17 protein-coding genes are annotated in these 16,501 nt (G+C 37.7%); 16 read left to right on the top strand and 1 reads right to left on the bottom strand.

Annotation, left to right across the window (positions count from 1 at the left end; translation table 11 throughout):
• The first annotated feature begins 1 nt into the window (after position 1).
• The 5 genes from pknB to spoVM are packed head-to-tail and all read left to right on the top strand — an operon-like array spanning position 2 to position 4,327.
• A complete protein-coding gene (gene pknB / locus KD050_RS17395; RefSeq protein WP_211893585.1) occupies positions 2-1,996 on the top strand; it encodes a Stk1 family PASTA domain-containing Ser/Thr kinase in 1,995 nt (664 codons plus the stop codon).
• 17 nt (positions 1,997-2,013) lie between these two features.
• Positions 2,014-2,895: a ribosome small subunit-dependent GTPase A gene (gene rsgA / locus KD050_RS17400; protein WP_211893586.1), complete on the top strand. Its 882-nt coding sequence runs from the start codon at positions 2,014-2,016 to the stop codon at positions 2,893-2,895.
• A 3-nt stretch (positions 2,896-2,898) separates the two neighbouring features.
• Positions 2,899-3,567, top strand: coding sequence for a ribulose-phosphate 3-epimerase (gene rpe, locus KD050_RS17405; RefSeq protein WP_211893587.1), 669 nt, complete (start codon positions 2,899-2,901; stop codon positions 3,565-3,567).
• On the top strand, positions 3,564-4,220 hold the full coding sequence (locus tag KD050_RS17410) for a thiamine diphosphokinase (protein ID WP_211893588.1): 657 nt from the start codon (positions 3,564-3,566) through the stop codon (positions 4,218-4,220). Before rpe ends, KD050_RS17410 begins: the two co-directional genes overlap by 4 nt.
• Positions 4,193-4,327, top strand: a complete 135-nt coding sequence (gene spoVM, locus KD050_RS17415; protein ID WP_235753847.1) for a stage V sporulation protein SpoVM — start codon at positions 4,193-4,195, stop codon at positions 4,325-4,327. The genes KD050_RS17410 and spoVM overlap by 28 nt, the downstream gene beginning before the upstream one ends.
• Before the next feature lie 49 nt (positions 4,328-4,376).
• Here the strand turns inward: spoVM and rpmB are convergent, their stop codons facing one another.
• Positions 4,377-4,565 carry a 50S ribosomal protein L28 gene (gene rpmB / locus KD050_RS17420; protein ID WP_090562690.1) on the bottom strand — a complete coding sequence of 63 codons (189 nt, stop codon included), beginning with the start codon at positions 4,563-4,565 and terminating at the stop codon, positions 4,377-4,379.
• Positions 4,566-5,703: 1,138 nt separating this feature from the next.
• Here rpmB and KD050_RS17425 point away from each other — a divergent pair.
• The 11 genes from KD050_RS17425 (at position 5,704) to rnc (ending at position 16,500) form a co-directional block, all read left to right on the top strand.
• Positions 5,704-6,066: an Asp23/Gls24 family envelope stress response protein gene (locus tag KD050_RS17425; protein ID WP_211893589.1), complete on the top strand. Its 363-nt coding sequence runs from the start codon at positions 5,704-5,706 to the stop codon at positions 6,064-6,066.
• Between the two features lie 17 nt (positions 6,067-6,083).
• A complete protein-coding gene (locus KD050_RS17430; RefSeq protein ID WP_211893590.1) occupies positions 6,084-7,739 on the top strand; it encodes a DAK2 domain-containing protein in 1,656 nt (551 codons plus the stop codon).
• A gap of 437 nt (positions 7,740-8,176) precedes the next feature.
• A complete protein-coding gene (sdaAB, locus tag KD050_RS17435; RefSeq protein ID WP_211893591.1) occupies positions 8,177-8,839 on the top strand; it encodes an L-serine ammonia-lyase, iron-sulfur-dependent subunit beta in 663 nt (220 codons plus the stop codon).
• A gap of 12 nt (positions 8,840-8,851) precedes the next feature.
• On the top strand, positions 8,852-9,751 hold the full coding sequence (gene sdaAA / locus KD050_RS17440; protein ID WP_211893592.1) for an L-serine ammonia-lyase, iron-sulfur-dependent, subunit alpha: 900 nt from the start codon (positions 8,852-8,854) through the stop codon (positions 9,749-9,751).
• Positions 9,741-11,789 (top strand): ATP-dependent DNA helicase RecG, encoded by a 2,049-nt coding sequence (gene recG, locus KD050_RS17445; protein ID WP_211893593.1) that lies wholly within the window; start codon positions 9,741-9,743, stop codon positions 11,787-11,789. The genes sdaAA and recG overlap by 11 nt, the downstream gene beginning before the upstream one ends.
• Before the next feature lie 96 nt (positions 11,790-11,885).
• The gene (gene fapR, locus KD050_RS17450) at positions 11,886-12,452 is read left to right on the top strand and encodes a transcription factor FapR (RefSeq protein ID WP_211893594.1); all 567 of its coding nucleotides are present in this window, start codon (positions 11,886-11,888) and stop codon (positions 12,450-12,452) included.
• A gap of 15 nt (positions 12,453-12,467) precedes the next feature.
• Positions 12,468-13,463 (top strand): phosphate acyltransferase PlsX, encoded by a 996-nt coding sequence (gene plsX, locus KD050_RS17455; protein ID WP_211893595.1) that lies wholly within the window; start codon positions 12,468-12,470, stop codon positions 13,461-13,463.
• Positions 13,456-14,406 (top strand): ACP S-malonyltransferase, encoded by a 951-nt coding sequence (gene fabD / locus KD050_RS17460; protein WP_211893596.1) that lies wholly within the window; start codon positions 13,456-13,458, stop codon positions 14,404-14,406. Before plsX ends, fabD begins: the two co-directional genes overlap by 8 nt.
• Positions 14,399-15,145 carry a 3-oxoacyl-[acyl-carrier-protein] reductase gene (gene fabG / locus KD050_RS17465; RefSeq protein ID WP_211893597.1) on the top strand — a complete coding sequence of 249 codons (747 nt, stop codon included), beginning with the start codon at positions 14,399-14,401 and terminating at the stop codon, positions 15,143-15,145. Before fabD ends, fabG begins: the two co-directional genes overlap by 8 nt.
• 194 nt (positions 15,146-15,339) lie before the next feature.
• Entirely contained in the window at positions 15,340-15,576 is a 237-nt protein-coding gene (gene acpP, locus KD050_RS17470) for an acyl carrier protein (protein WP_211893598.1), read from the top strand.
• 165 nt (positions 15,577-15,741) lie between these two features.
• Positions 15,742-16,500: a ribonuclease III gene (gene rnc, locus KD050_RS17475; protein ID WP_211893599.1), complete on the top strand. Its 759-nt coding sequence runs from the start codon at positions 15,742-15,744 to the stop codon at positions 16,498-16,500.
• Position 16,501: the final 1 nt, after the last annotated feature.

Genomic DNA, 16,501 nt, shown 5'->3' on the forward strand with positions numbered 1-16,501 from the left:
GATGCTGATAGGTAAACGAATAAGTGGCAGATACAAGTTGCTTGAAATGATTGGTGGAGGCGGTATGTCAAATGTTTATTTGGCACATGATATGATTTTAGATCGTGATGTAGCGATTAAGGTGTTACGTTACGATTTTTCTAATGAAGAAGAATTACACCGTCGTTTTCAACGTGAGGCCCTTTCTGCAACTAGCCTTACTCACCCCCACATTGTCAATATTTATGATGTAGGGGAAGATGAAGATATTCACTATATTGTCATGGAATATGTGAAGGGCGACACGTTAAAAGAATACATACTGCTGAATGCACCGGTTTCTCCAACCAAATCTGTAAAGATTATGAAGCAACTTACGTCGGCTATTTCTGCTGCGCATAATAATCATATTATCCACCGTGACATTAAGCCACAGAACATTTTGTTGGATGAAGAGGAAAATGTAAAGGTAACTGATTTTGGTATTGCGATGGCACTTAGTGCAACATCTTACACTCAGACAAATTCTGTATTAGGTACAGTACATTACCTATCACCTGAACAAGCACGCGGTGGTACAGCAACGAAACAGTCAGACATATACGCATTAGGTATCGTGTTATTTGAACTATTAACTGGACAACTCCCATTTTCAGGAGAGTCCGCGGTATCCATCGCATTAAAGCATTTACAAACAGAAACGCCATCTATCCGAAAAATTATTCCTTCTATACCGCAAAGCATTGAAAATGTCGTTTTGAAGGCTACTGCTAAGGACCCGAAAGATCGATATCTTTCCGCAGAAGAAATGGAAGCAGACTTGGCTACGGCGTTAACTCCTGAAAGAGCAGGAGAAGAGAAGTTCGTAGTAGCAATTGATGATGATGCAACCAAGGTGTTACCTGTTATTAAAGAACCTGTATCATTTAATGAGGTTTCTGACACAAAAAAAATGTCGGCATCAAATAAGGTACCTAAACCGGTAAAGCCAAAAACTAAGAACAAGAAACGGAAAGTAATTGGAGGGGTAATAGGTGGAGTTATCCTATTATTATTGCTAATTTTCATCGTATTTCCAGGTCTGTTTAAAGCGGACAAGATACAAGTTCCGGATGTGTCAAACTTAGAATTAGAAGAGGCTATTGAACAACTAGAGTCAGAAGGATTTACGATCGGTGATGAAACATTAGAGGTATCAGATGAAGTGGAAGAAAATAAGATAATTCGAACGTCACCCGAAGCAGGAAAGCTTCGTGAAAAAAATAGTGAAATTCATTTATTTGTATCCTCGGGTAAAGAAACCTTTGTCCTTGAAAATTATGTCGGTAAAGATATAGATCAAGTACTAATATTGTTACAAAATCAAGATCTTAGAATAGATGTAAAGGAAGTATTTGATGACCAGCCAAAAGGAACTATCTTAAAGCAAACACCGGTTGAAGGCGAAGAGGTTATTCCAGATGAAACTGATATTCTATTCACTGTAAGTAATGGACCTGACTTACGTACAGTTAGCAATTTGACTGATTGGAATGAGAAAGCTTTAAGTGATTATGAAAAATCATCTGGGTTTAAAATTAGGGTGGCAGAAAGACGAAATTCTGATTCCATTCCAAAAGGTAACGTGATTGACCAGAACCCAAAACCAAATGCAAAAGTAAGTCCAGGAAGTACAATAGAAGTAACTCTTTCTGATGGTCCAAAGGCCAAGCCTACTAAATTTGTTGTGAAATCTGTTACGATTCCATATGAACAACCTATAGTAGAAGAAGAGAATGAAGAAGATGATAGTGATGAGGAAGAAAACAAGGAAAAACCCGTGGTTCAGGAGCAGGTAGTTCGAATTTACATTGAAGATAATACACGTTCAATGGCGGAGCCTATCGAGGAATTTGTCTTAACTGAAACGGTTGTAAAACAATTGAAATTAGAAATTAGTGAAGGTAAAAAAGCAGCATATCGTATTGAGATAAACTCTACAGTATTTTTACAAGAAACAATTGCGTATGAAGATTGAGTATAGGGAGGTTTCGGATGCCAACAGGTCAAATTAGAAAAGCGTTAAGTGGATTTTATTATGTTTATGATAATGGAAAAGTTGTTCAATGTCGTGGAAGAGGTGTATTTAGAAACAGAGGTGAATCGCCTTTAGTAGGGGACTTTGTCGATTATACAGTAGAAGGAAATAATGATGGAACAATAACAGTCATCCATGAACGAAAAAATAATTTAGTTCGTCCACCTATTGCAAATATTGATCAAGCAATACTGGTTTTTTCCATTAAGGAACCAGATTTTAATACAATTTTATTGGATCGCTTTCTGGTAGTATTAGAATCATTTCATATTGAACCGATTATTTGTTTGACGAAAAGTGACTTAATGGATGAGGAACTAGAAACTCAGATTAGGGAATACATGAAGGATTACGAAAAAATAGGTTATCAGCTATTTATGACTTATAAAGACGACCCTGAGTTTGATGAGAAAATAACTCCTTTATTAGAAGGTAAAACAACTGTTTTAGCTGGTCAATCTGGGGTAGGTAAATCGACTTTATTAAATACGATTTTACCTTCCCTAGACTTAAAAACAGGTATAATTTCTAATGCATTAGGTAGAGGTAAACACACTACAAGGCATGTGGAGCTTATTGAGGTTTGCGGGGGATTACTTGCTGATACACCAGGCTTCAGTTCGTTTGAGTTTGACTTGATGGAAAAAGAGGAACTTTACCGTTGTTTCCCAGAGTTTGTGGTAAAACAAAATGACTGTAAGTTTCGAGAATGTATGCATGTGAAAGAACCAAAATGTGCAGTAAAAGAAGCAGTAGATACCGGTGAGATAAAAGCGTATCGATACAAACATTACTTACAATTCTTAGAAGAAATTATAGATAGAAAGCCGAGGTACTAAATTATGGTGAAAATAGCACCTTCAATACTAGCAGCAAACTTTTCTAAGCTAGGTGAAGAAGTATTAGAAGTAGAAAAAGCGGGAGCAGAACTAATTCATATCGATGTAATGGACGGGCATTTTGTTCCGAATATTACAATGGGGCCAATTGTTGTTGAAGCACTACGCCCGCTTACAAAACTACCTTTAGATGTTCATTTAATGATTGAAAATGCGGATCAATATATTGAATCTTTTGCCAAAGCAGGAGCAGATTACATTACGGTTCACGTAGAGGCATGTCCGCATTTGCATAGAACGATTCAATTAATTCGTTCATTTGGTGTAAAACCGGGTGTTGTACTAAATCCTCATACGCCGATTGAAACAATACAACATGTATTAGAAGATATTGATATGGTACTTTTCATGACTGTTAATCCTGGATTTGGAGGTCAGAAGTTTATCCATTCTGTTGTCCCTAAAGTAAAGCAATTATCGGATATTATTAAAGAACGAAATTTATCAATTGAAATTGAAATTGATGGCGGTATCAATGAAGAAACGATTAAACCTTGTGTAGAAGCAGGAGCTACTATATTAGTTGCTGGATCTGCAATTTATAACGCTCCTGACAAAGCAAAAGCTTTACAAGCGATTAAAGAAGCTGGTTTAAGTGTAGTTCCAAAATGAAGCGAGTAGTAGTTTGTTCAGGTGGGCCATCTAAGGAAGTTGTTGATTTTAAACAACTTCCTTTTCATACAGATGAAGTTATTTTTATAGGTGCTGATCGAGGGGCACTGCAGTTGTTAGAAGAGGGAATACTGCCAAATGAAGCTATAGGAGATTTTGATTCATTGACACAAGATGAACAAAATTTCATGAAGAACAAAATACAAAAAGTAACAGAACTACAGATGGAAAAAGATGAAACAGACACTCATATTGCCATACTCACTGCTTTAAAATATAAACCTGATGAAGTAATAGTAACAGGAATAACTGGTGGACGTTTAGATCATTATGAGGCGGCTCTACATGATATTTGTCGTTTGCAATTAGAAAATCCAACAATTACTTTCGTCATTCAAAACAATCAAAATATCATTCGATTTTTACCCTCAGGAACACATACGATAAATTTTGATAACCATTACAAGTATGTTTCATTTTTCTCTTTTGGAGAACATGTGGAGAATATGACTTTACAAGGATTTTTATACAATGTAGAAAATGAGTATATTAATGTAGGGAATGCTAAATTTACAAGCAATGAACTTAAGGACCAAACAGGTACTATCTCTTTTACCGCGGGCATATGTTTAATGATAAGAAGCAGCGACTAAAAGGGAGGAATTGTGTGAAGGTCTACACATTTAGATTGCCTAAATCCGTGAGTAGTTTTGTGAAGGTTTGTATACGGCTATTTAAAAAAGAAGAGAAGAAGAAATGAAAAAATGCCAGGTCGACGATAGTCGGCCTGGCATTAATTATGAGTGCGATTAAACGCGCTCAATTTTTCCTGATTTTAAAGCTCTCGCAGAAACCCATACACGTTTTGGTTTACCGTCTACAAGAATGCGTACTTTTTGAAGGTTAGCTCCCCACGTACGTTTAGTAGAGTTCATTGCGTGAGAACGAGCATTACCCGAACGAGCTTTACGCCCAGTGATTGCACATACTTTTGGCATTATATTTCCTCCTTTAAAAAAGAAGCTGAAAGATTTTTCAGTTCGATATTTCACATACTTTAATAATTTACCACAGACCTTAATGAAGTGCAACACTTATCAAGAAAAAAACCTTTACAGTATAGAAGAGAGCGCAAGACGTTATTCAGTATAAAAAGTACAGATACCTTAAATAAGATCTATACTATAATACCGCTATGATTTCCGCTTCAGGCGGACGCTTTCCACGGGCTTGACTTCAGCCTCCTCGTGAGCTGCGCTCCTGCGGGGTCTTCAGCTCAAGCTAATTTCGCAGGAGTCGCCGCCTTCCGATACAATCAATTAAGCAGTAGTCCTTAATCATAAATATAAATCAAGCGTTTATGATAAACACGATGAATATGCAGGATAATCTAAAGGACATTATCCATTGCAGCCGAAATAGAAAGTAGAAAACAACTTTATGTAGTTCGATTCTACACATTTAGGCTGTGAATTAGTAAAGTGTTTTGGGAAAATTATCCGTTCCGCAAGTAATAGGTAATAGATCGCAAGTAAATCCTTTACGGCAGCAAGTACGCTCCAGGTGGAAGCAAGTAAACAATAAGTGAGAGCAAGTAAATATAAAATAGGATCAAATCAATTATAAAAGCTAAGAAAGCATATGCTTCTTGAGTGCACAAAGTCAGCGCTCCTGGTACTTTGAATGATTAGGAATACAATGGGGTTACGTCATAAAAATAGATGGAATCTATCGTATAGAATAGTGCTAGAGCAATCGAAATTGTGTCTACGAGAGCTTCCTGATTTATCAAAATGTTCTAAATATTATTCTTTCAGTAATAGGTGAGTGATGGGCATACAACGCCATAAAATTACCGAGAAAAGAGGGACTGGTCGTGACATAAGTCACGACCAGTCCCTCTGAAAAACAATCGGTAATAATATAGCAACTAGTCCGTCCAAAGCTTACCGAAAACGATAGAAACAGGTATTAATCTTAAAGGACACTTGCGATTTCTAAAAAAGTATAATCTAGTTTTAAACTAGCACATAACTCCAAAACATTGAAAAAGTGGACGAAAGTAAACGTCTCTTTTATAATTTTAATGGGTGTAGTACAATAAAGGATAGTCAAAAAGACTTGGGAGGTCTTATCATGTCAATTGAATTGAAAAATGAATTCGGACTAATTGATATATCACAAGATACAGTTGCTCAAATTGCCGGTGGAGCCGCAATTGAATGCTATGGGATAGTTGGTATGGCATCAAAGCATCAAATTCGAGATGGATTAACAGACATATTAAGAAAAGAAAATTTCACTAAAGGTGTTTTAGTGAGACAAGAAAAAGAAAATCTACATATTGATATGTATATAATTGTTAGCTACGGCACGAAAATTTCAGAAATAGCCTATCAAGTACAGTCAAAAGTAAAATACACACTAAACAAATCTCTTGGTATGTCCGTGAAATCCGTTAATGTGTATGTTCAAGGAGTTCGCGTGGCAAACGTGTGAAATAAGGAGAGAAAATAATGAAATCAATCAATGGTATCCAATTTGCAGACATGGTCCAGATGGGAGCACATCACCTTTTCCAGAATGCGGATTATGTAGATGCATTAAATGTTTTTCCTGTTCCAGATGGTGACACAGGGACTAATATGAATCTATCCATGACCTCAGGTGCAAAAGAAACAGCTGCGCATACAAATGAACATATTGGAAAAACAGCTCAAGCACTCTCTAAAGGTTTACTAATGGGGGCCCGTGGAAATTCAGGGGTTATTTTATCACAATTGTTCCGTGGCTTCGGTAAGTCGATTGAGCAATTTGATACGTTAAATGCAAAACAATTTGCAGACGCACTTAATTATGGTGTTGAAACTGCATACAAAGCAGTGATGAAGCCAGTAGAAGGTACTATCTTAACAGTCGCAAAGGATTCTGCTAGAAAAGCTGTAGAGGTTAGCGAAGATGTAGAAGATATTCGAGAGCTAATGGAAGCAATAGTAGCAGAAGCAAAAAAATCTTTGGACCGAACACCAGACTTATTACCTGTATTAAAGGAAGTCGGAGTAGTTGATAGTGGTGGACAAGGGCTAGTATTTGTATATGAAGGATTTTTAGCGAGTTTGAAAGGCGAAGAGTTGCCAAGTAAGACGATAGGGTCTTCAATGGATGATCTTGTAAGTGCTGAGCACCATATGAGTGTTCAAGGATTTATGGATACTGCAGATATTGAATTCGGCTTTTGTACAGAATTTATGGTTCGTTTCGAGGATGGCAAAAAAGCATTTGATGAAACGACTTTCCGTAATGACTTAAGCGAATATGGTGATTCTTTACTTGTTATTTCTGATGATGAAATTGCGAAAATTCATATTCACTCAGAAACACCTGGTGAGGTTTTAACATACGGCCAACAATATGGTGACCTCATCAAGATTAAAATTGAAAATATGCGTCAGCAACATACTGAAATAGTTGGAGAAGGATATTCTACAGGAGAAACAACGAAAAAAGCAGAAATTCATCCATATGCAATTGTTACTGTAGCGATGGGCTCTGGAGTTTCGGAACTATTAAAAAGCTTAGGTGCATCAGCAGTTATCGAAGGCGGACAAACAATGAATCCATCAACAGAGGATATTGTGAAAGCCATAGAAGCGGTTGGAGCAGAGCGTGTGTTAATCTTACCGAACAATAAAAACATTGTGATGGCTGCTGAACAAGCTGCGGAAATACTGGGAATTGAAGCTGCTGTAGTTCCTACTAAAACTATCCCGCAAGGAATGGCTGCAATATTAGCCTTTAACCCACAAGCAACCGTTGAAGAAAATAAAAACAATATGACTGAATCGTATGCACAGGTCAAAACTGGACAAGTAACATTTGCTGTTCGTGATACGTCAATAGATGGAGTCGAAATTAAAAAAGATGATTTCATGGCTCTTGCAGAAGGAAAAATTGTTCTTTCGAATCCTTCCTTAAAAGAAGTAACTACTAGCTTGATCCAAACATTAATGGACGAAGAGGCTGAAATAGTTACTGTCATTTACGGAGAAGGCGTAAGTGAAGAGGAAGCAAATGAATTCGCTGCCTTTATCGAAGCAAAGTATGGTGAAGTAGAAGTAGAAGTGTATAATGGCAAACAGCCGTTGTACCCATATATTTTATCTGTAGAATAATTCAAAAACCATGTGGAGAAATTCCTTTACATGGTTTTTTTGTCGCTTTATAAATAAATTAAAATAAATGGACTAGCCAATTTAAAGCTAATCTATTTACTTTCGCGCCCAAGTAAGTAAGGTATGAACGCAATTAAACCCTAGAGTTCGGCAAGTAAATTCAGCTGTAACGCAAGTAATTGTTAGTGCAAAGCAAGTGTTCTCAAGGGAGATTTACTTGAGAAACGGAAATTATCTATCAACTAACACAGATCATGTAGGATACTAGCCTCTCCTCCACACGGTATCAATTGTCTTGATTCACATTTTAAAATATATACTAGATAATTTATCCTCGCATCTCCTTTGACCTAGACTAAACAATATACAATACTTTGTTTATTTTGTGCTTTGAGTGTAAAATGGTATTACTAAAACATCTTGTGGAGGTTTAATCAATGAAATTTAAATCTGTTTTTGATATTATCGGACCAGTCATGATTGGTCCATCCTCCTCTCATACTGCTGGGGCGGCTCGTATTGGAAGAGTGGCTAGAGACTTATTCGGAATTCAGCCTACATGGGCTAAAATACATTTATATGGATCTTTTGCAGAAACATATAAAGGACATGGAACAGACATAGCAATTATTGGCGGATTGCTAGATTACGATACATTTGATGAACGTATAAAGACAGCGTTTGCGGATGCAGAACAAGCAGGGTTAACATATGAATTTATTCCTGAAACTGCACATACCGAGCATCCTAATACCGCTCGCATCGTCATTGGTGATGAAAATCGAGAAATGTCTATGGTCGGAATTTCAATTGGTGGAGGAAAGACAGAAATTACGGAGTTAAATGGTTTTCCACTACGTCTTTCTGGAGATATGGCTGCTATTTTAGTAGTTCATGAGGATCGTTCGGGTTGCATTGCAAGTGTGTCAAACTGTTTAGCAAAATATGATATTAATATTGGACATATGGAAGTTTCGCGTCGGGAAAAAGGAAATATGGCATTAATGGTTATTGAAGTCGATCAAAATGTGAATGCACAAATATTAAAAGAAATTGGCGATTTACCTAATATTACGCAAGTAACAAGAATCGCCGATTAAGGGGGAATACAAATGGAAGTTCTATTTCGTAATGTTCGTGAATTAGTGGAGCGAGCAACCCAGGAAAATAAACTTATCTCTGAAATAATGATAGAACAAGAAATAATGATTACAGATCGTTCCAGAGAAGAAATAATGGCTCAAATGGATCGCAATTTAACGGTCATGGAAGAGGCTGTAGAAAAAGGATTACGAGGCGTTCATTCTACTTCAGGCTTAACTGGTGGAGACGCTGTTCTTTTACAAAACTATCTTAAAAAAGGGAATACGTTAACTGGAGAGCTTATGTTAGATGCAGTAAGTAAGGCAGTTGCGACGAACGAAGTTAATGCTGCCATGGGTACAATATGTGCAACTCCGACAGCGGGTTCGGCAGGAGTAGTTCCTGGTACTTTATTTGCAGTGAAAAACAAATTGAATCCTACGAGAGAACAAATGATACGTTATTTGTTTACATCTGGGGCTTTTGGATTTGTGGTGGCAAATAATGCTTCTATTTCAGGAGCAGCGGGTGGTTGTCAGGCGGAAGTTGGATCTGCCTCTGGAATGGCTGCTGCAGCAATCGTTGAAATGGCTGGTGGGTCTCCTGCTCAATGTGCTGAAGCTTTTGCGATTACCTTAAAAAACATGCTTGGCTTAGTTTGTGACCCTGTAGCTGGGCTAGTAGAAGTGCCTTGTGTGAAAAGAAATGCGATGGGCGCTTCCAATTCTTTAGTGGCAGCAGATATGGCACTTGCAGGAGTGACGAGTCGAATTCCTTGTGATGAAGTAATTGATGCTATGTATAAAATTGGGCAGACGATGCCAGCTTCCCTAAGAGAAACAGGTCAAGGTGGTCTTGCAGCAACTCCTACTGGCAAGTGGTTAGAAGCTAAAATTTTTGGTGGAGCAGTAGTGGGAAGTGGAAACTAGTAGAAGTGATTTAGTTACTTCCTTAAAGGGAGTGGGAAGTGGGACAGCTAACGCTTTACAGGACCTAGGTATTATTACATTAGAGGATTTAGTCATGACATTTCCATATAGACATGAAGATTTCCGGCTGAAAAACTTAGCAGAAACGGCGCATAATGAACGTGTCACAGTAGAAGGAAGGGTCGAAAGTGAGCCTTCACTTCTTTTTTTAGGGAAGAACAAATCCAGAATGCAGGTTCGAATACTTGCAGGACAGCATTTAATAAAAGCAGTATTTTTCAACCAAGGATATTTAAAAGACAAGATTATTCCTGGTTCTATCGTTACAGTATCAGGTAAATGGGATCGGGGCAGACAGGTCATTAATGTCTCCACCTTTTCAATTGGTCCAAAAACAGACTTACAAGATTTTGAACCAGTATATTCACTAAAAGGTTCGATCAATCAAAAAACATTCCGAAAATTTATGAGACAGGCCTTAAATCAAATAAAGGAATCCCTTGTAGATCCATTACCAGAGTCTATTAGACTACCATATCGTTTACCTGATATATCAGATGCTCTAGAAGGTATTCATTTTCCGCAAGACGCAGATCATTCCAAAGATGCTAGAAGACGTTTTGTTTATGAGGAGTTATTAGTATTTCAACTAAAAATGCAAGCTATTAAAAAGGTTCGAAAAGAACAAAACGTAGGGAATGGGATAGCCTTTCATAATGATTTAGTAAAAAAATTAATCGAAACATTACCCTATGAACTGACAAATGCTCAAAAAAGAGTTGTCAATGAAATATGCCGAGACTTACGTGAACCTCATCGTATGAATCGCCTACTACAAGGAGATGTTGGTTCAGGAAAAACAATAGTTGCAGCTATTTGTTTATATGCTGTGATTACTGCAGGTTATCAAGGAGCACTAATGGCTCCTACAGAAATATTGGCTGAGCAGCATGCTAGCTCGCTTGATGAATGGCTAGCCCCTATAGGTGTCAGAATTGCATTGCTAACAGGTTCTACAAAAGCTAAAGCAAGAAGAGTGGTATTAGAAAATCTAGAAGCTGGGACTATAGATCTGTTGATAGGAACGCATGCACTAATTCAACCGGATGTTGCATTTAAAAAGCTTGGCCTTGTTATAACAGATGAGCAACATAGATTTGGTGTAGAGCAACGTAGAGTACTAAAAGAAAAAGGTGAAAATCCGGACGTGCTATTTATGACTGCCACTCCAATCCCTCGCACTTTAGCAATCACGGCTTTTGGTGAAATGGATGTTTCCATTATTGATGAAATGCCTGCTGGTCGTAAGAAAATTGAAACGCATTGGATGAAACCTGAACAGCTACATAAATTGATAGCTCGATTAAAAAATGAACTGGCCACTGGAAGACAAGCCTATATAATTTGCCCTTTAATCGAGGAGTCTGAAAAGCTTGATGTGCAAAATGCGGTAGATGTGTATAACATGATGGCAGAGGAACTCAAGGGCAACTCCACAGTTGGTTTAATGCATGGTAGACTCCATTCAGATGAGAAAGAACAAGTAATGAGAGATTTCTCTGAAGGGAACATCCAAGTATTAGTTTCCACTACTGTTGTTGAGGTTGGTGTGAACGTTCCGAATGCAACATTTATGATTATTTTCGATGCAGAACGTTTTGGTTTAGCTCAGCTACATCAATTACGTGGTCGAGTTGGTCGAGGAGAGCATCAATCGTATTGTATATTGCTAGCTGATCCGAAGTCAGAAGAAGGTAAAGAGCGAATGATTTCCATGACCGAGACAAATGATGGATTTATACTAGCTGAAAAAGATTTAGAGCTTCGAGGTCCTGGCGACTTTTTTGGAAAAAAACAAAGTGGACTTCCAGAATTTAAAGTAGCAGATCTTGTTCATGATTATCGGGCTTTGAATACTGCTAAGGTAGACGCTGAAAGGTTATTAGACTCTAAAGAATTTTGGAATTCGGAAGAACTTGCCGGACTTCGGGAAATGCTTACAAATTCAAAAGCTATGGATGGTGAACGAATTGATTAAAGAGAATGTAAGAATGATTTTGAATCAATTCTTGCATTCTTTTTTTAATATTTATATACTGATATTAGTACCAAGTGCTAAAATGGTGGTGAAGAAATGAAATACTCCAAAAAAGATAGGCAGAATCTACTTCTAGAGACACTAGAGAAAAATCCGTTTATTACAGATGAAAATTTAGCATCTAATTTTCGTGTGAGTGTTCAAACTATTCGATTAGATAGAATGGAATTATCTATTCCAGAACTACGGGAGCGTATTAAATCAGTAGCTGCTCATAATTTTGAAGAAGAGGTCAAATCTCTTCCAATTGATGAAGTAATTGGAGAAATTATTGATATAGATCTTGATAAGCAAGCCATTTCAATATTGGATATTACAAAGGATCATGTATTTGCTCGAAATGGTATAGCAAGGGGACACCATTTATTTGCCCAGGCTAATTCATTGGCTGTTGCAGTTATAAATGATGATCTAGCACTTACACGGAAATCTAATATAACATTTGTCAAACCTGTAAAAGCGGGTGATCGTGTAATTGCAAAAGCGGTAGTAAAAAACAGTGATGCTGAAAAGAATAGTACGTTAATAGAAGTGACCAGCAAAGTTGAAAATGAGACGGTTTTCGTTGGTCAATTTAGCATGTACAGAGTAACGATGTCATAAAAAAGGTGATTAAAAATGAAAATTTCAATAGATGCAATGGGCGGGGACAATGCTCCTTATGAAATTGTAAAAGGTGTTTATGAGGCGTTAGAAGCGTTCGCTGATATCGAAATTCAACTATACGGCGATGAGGAAAAGCTTGCTTCTTTAGTTAAGCAACATGAACGTTTAACCGTAATACATACAGATGAAGTAATTGAAGGAACGGATGAGCCCGTTCGTGCAATTAGAAGAAAGAAAAACTCCTCCTTGGTTAAAATGGCGGAATCAGTGAAAAATGGAAGTTCAGATGCATGTGTATCAGCGGGGAATACTGGTGCTTTAATGGCTGCAGGATTATTTATTGTTGGTCGTATCGATCAAGTAGATCGTCCTGCTCTAGCACCTACCCTACCTACACTTGATGGTAAAGGGTTTGTTATGCTGGATTTAGGGGCAAATGCAGATGCTAAACCAGAGCATTTAGAGCAGTTTGCGGTTATGGGTAGCATATATGCAGAGAAAGTTCGAGGTATCTCGAATCCTCGTGTTGGGCTATTGAACATTGGGACGGAAGATATTAAAGGAAACGAGCTAACCAAAGCGGCATTTACTTTGTTAAAAAACGCACCGATTAATTTTGTAGGCAATGTGGAATCCCGAGATTTACTTACTGGAGTAGCAGACGTTGTTGTAACAGATGGTTTTACTGGTAACATGGTACTTAAAACGATTGAAGGTACAGCTTCGGGTATATTTACTTTGTTGAAGGAAGCTTTTAATACATCTGCTAAAACAAAAATTTCTGCACTATTAGTAAAAAATGAGCTTAAAGGATTAAAAAACACATTAGATTACTCCGAATACGGTGGTGCAGGATTATTCGGACTGAAGGCTCCTGTTATTAAAGCGCATGGGTCGTCGAACGGTCGTGCAATTTATCATGCAATCAGACAAGCACGAACAATGGTGGAGCATAATGTTGCAGACATCATATCTACTACATTACGAAAGGAATCATCCAATGACTAAAATTGCTTTTATCTTTCCTGGACAAGGATCTCAATCAGTAGGGATGGGTCAACAATTAGTAGAAAATAATGCAGATTGCCGTACTTTTTATGAGCAGGCAAATGAGGTATTAGGATTTTCTTTGAGTGATCTTATGTTGAATGGACCTGCTGAGGAACTTACTAAAACATATAATGCTCAGCCAGCATTGCTAACTACGAGTTCAATGGTTGCCCACAAACTAAAACAAGCTGGCATCATTCCGCATTTCACTGCTGGTCATAGTTTAGGTGAATATTCTGCCCTTGTTGCTTCAAATGTTTTAAGCTTTGAAGAGGCTGTTTTATTGGTCCATCAAAGAGGTTTGTATATGAACGAAGCAGTGCCTGCTGGAGAAGGGGCAATGGCTGCGATACTAGGATTGGGTAGAGATGAATTGTCAGCTGTCACAGCTGCAGTTTCGGCAAATGGTGAGGTAGTCCAAATAGCTAACTTGAATTGTCCTGGACAAATTGTTATTTCTGGAACCGCTGCTGGAGTAGAAGAGGCTTCGAGTAAAGCAAAAGAAGCTGGTGCTAAAAGAGCAATTCCTCTAGTAGTTAGTGGACCATTTCACTCCGAATTAATGAGACCTGCAGCGGAGCAATTAGATGCTGCTATTTCAGCGATAGAATTACAGCAAGCTTCTATACCTGTAATTTCAAATGTCACTGCTGAACCGGTTACAGATGCTAGCCATATTAAAAATTTACTTGTTGAACAATTGTACTCGCCTGTTCGCTGGGAGGAGTCAATTCAACAGATGATTGAGCAGGGAACGACTATTTTTGTGGAATGTGGTCCTGGAAAAGTTTTAAGTGGATTAGTGAAAAAAATCGATCGATCTGTAACCACCTATTGTGTGTATGATGAAGTGACGTTACAGCAAGTTATTACAGAGTTAGGAGATGAGCAAATTGGGTAAATTAGATGGGAAATCTGCAATTGTAACCGGTGCTTCTCGAGGAATTGGAAAAGATATTGCTCTATACCTAGCAAAAGAAGGAGCAAAGGTTGCAGTAAACTATAGTGGCAGTAAAGATAGAGCAGAAGCAGTTGTAGAAGAAATTAAGGCAACTGGTGGGGAGGCGTTTGCTATTCAAGCGAATGTTGACCAAGCCGATGATGTTCAAAATCTAATAAGCGCAACGATGGAACAATTCGGTTCCATTGATATTTTAGTAAATAATGCAGGTATTACTCGTGATAATCTTCTTATGCGTATGAAAGAGGCAGAGTGGGATGATGTACTTAATACGAATTTAAAAGGTGTCTTTCTTTGTACAAAAGCTGTGACAAGACAAATGATGAAACAACGTGCTGGAAGAATTATTAATATTACCTCCATTGTTGGTGTATCTGGTAATGCAGGTCAGGCCAATTATGTTGCTGCAAAAGCAGGAGTTATCGGTCTAACTAAATCATCGGCTAAAGAGTTGGCAAGTCGCAATATTACGGTGAACTCGGTTGCACCGGGATTTATAACAACAGATATGACTGATGCCCTTCCAGAGGATATAAAATCCCAAATGCTTAGTCAGATTCCGCTCGCTAAGTTTGGAAATCCAGAGGATATTGCAAAGGCTGTTGCATTTTTAGCCTCAGAAGACGCAAATTATATAACTGGTCAAACGATTCATGTAAATGGCGGAATGTACATGTAAGACTCCGCGGTAGCACAGCTCACGGTTCCGTCCGCGGAAAGCGTCCGCATGTTTCTGCATCGCTGCGCTAGCTTTGAAACATGAAAATGAGTTGCAACGAAAATCAATAGTAGTGGTTAACAGGATATTAAATTGCAATAGCTCTTTCATTAGAAAGTAGTTTTTTGTATAATCATTGAGGGGAGGTGACTAATGTGTCAACTGTTTTAGAACGCGTAACTAAAGTAATCATTGATCGTCTAGGAGTAGATGAGAGCGAAGTAAAATTAGAAGCATCTTTTCGTGAAGATTTAGGTGCTGATTCTCTAGATGTGGTAGAATTAGTAATGGAATTAGAAGATGAATTCGATATGGAAATTTCAGATGAAGATGCTGAACAAATTTCAACTGTAGGTAGTGCAGTTAAGTATATTGAAAGCAAACAAGGTTAAATTTTATTTAGCAGTTCTAGATGGCTACATAAAATCTAATAGTAGCAGAGACGTTCTACTTATTCCATGCGAATAATACAGAACGTCTCTATTTCTTTTTGCACATTAGTATAGAAACGGGTAAACTTAGAAGGACATTTGATAAGTGAGAAAGGCAGATAATTCATGAAAGTAAATCATAAAAAAAATAGTACACGTAAGGCCATTTTTTCAGAAACTGTAAAAGAACAATTTGAGCAGTTTCAGGAGCATTTTCAGATTAGGTTTCATAATTCAACATTATTGTATCAAGCCTTTACCCATTCATCTTATGTGAATGAGCATCGACGGAAATTTTTTACCGATAACGAACGTTTAGAGTTCCTTGGAGACGCAGTATTGGAATTGTCTGTTTCTCAATATTTATTTCAACAGTATACAGGTATGAGTGAAGGTGAGTTAACTAAACTTCGAGCAGCAATCGTTTGTGAGCCTTCACTTGTCTTATTTGCAAATGAGTTAAACTTCGGCAAATATGTATTGTTAGGAAAAGGTGAGGAACTGACGGGTGGTCGTGAAAGACCAGCGCTTCTAGCGGACGTTTTTGAAGCATTTATCGGTGCTTTATACTTAGATCAGGGATTAGAAACAGTTATAGAGTTTTTAGAAAAAGTTGTTTTCCCTAAAATTGAGCTCGGTGCTTTTTCGCATGTGATGGATTATAAAAGTCAATTACAAGAAATTATTCAACAACAAAATAATGGTACTTTAAGCTATGAAATTGTAGAGGAAAAAGGTCCGGCTCATAATCGAACTTTTGTTTCTCGGGTTATTTTAAACACTAAAGAACTGGGTATTGGAAATGGTCGTTCAAAAAAAGAGGCAGAACAACAAGCCGCAAGACTTGCAATACTCGCATTAAGGGATTCAGAACAGGAGGAATAAT

Origin of the sequence: Psychrobacillus sp. INOP01, assembly GCF_018140925.1 — a bacterium.
Lineage (GTDB): Bacteria > Bacillota > Bacilli > Bacillales_A > Planococcaceae > Psychrobacillus.

Excerpts from the sequence above, each read along its gene's own strand:
- KD050_RS17425 (WP_211893589.1), top strand. The coding sequence starts at position 5,704 with ATGTCAATTGAATTGAAAAATGAATTCGGACTAATTGATATATCACAA.
- fapR (WP_211893594.1), top strand. The coding sequence starts at position 11,886 with ATGAAATACTCCAAAAAAGATAGGCAGAATCTACTTCTAGAGACACTA.
- KD050_RS17430 (WP_211893590.1), top strand. The coding sequence starts at position 6,084 with ATGAAATCAATCAATGGTATCCAATTTGCAGACATGGTCCAGATGGGA.
- rpe (WP_211893587.1), top strand. The coding sequence starts at position 2,899 with ATGGTGAAAATAGCACCTTCAATACTAGCAGCAAACTTTTCTAAGCTA.
- KD050_RS17410 (WP_211893588.1), top strand. The coding sequence starts at position 3,564 with ATGAAGCGAGTAGTAGTTTGTTCAGGTGGGCCATCTAAGGAAGTTGTT.
- sdaAB (WP_211893591.1), top strand. The coding sequence starts at position 8,177 with ATGAAATTTAAATCTGTTTTTGATATTATCGGACCAGTCATGATTGGT.
- sdaAA (WP_211893592.1), top strand. The coding sequence starts at position 8,852 with ATGGAAGTTCTATTTCGTAATGTTCGTGAATTAGTGGAGCGAGCAACC.
- rsgA (WP_211893586.1), top strand. The coding sequence starts at position 2,014 with ATGCCAACAGGTCAAATTAGAAAAGCGTTAAGTGGATTTTATTATGTT.
- plsX (WP_211893595.1), top strand. The coding sequence starts at position 12,468 with ATGAAAATTTCAATAGATGCAATGGGCGGGGACAATGCTCCTTATGAA.
- pknB (WP_211893585.1), top strand. The coding sequence starts at position 2 with ATGCTGATAGGTAAACGAATAAGTGGCAGATACAAGTTGCTTGAAATG.
- rnc (WP_211893599.1), top strand. The coding sequence starts at position 15,742 with ATGAAAGTAAATCATAAAAAAAATAGTACACGTAAGGCCATTTTTTCA.
- fabD (WP_211893596.1), top strand. The coding sequence starts at position 13,456 with ATGACTAAAATTGCTTTTATCTTTCCTGGACAAGGATCTCAATCAGTA.
- spoVM (WP_235753847.1), top strand. The coding sequence starts at position 4,193 with ATGTTTAATGATAAGAAGCAGCGACTAAAAGGGAGGAATTGTGTGAAG.
- rpmB (WP_090562690.1), bottom strand. The coding sequence starts at position 4,565 with ATGCCAAAAGTATGTGCAATCACTGGGCGTAAAGCTCGTTCGGGTAAT.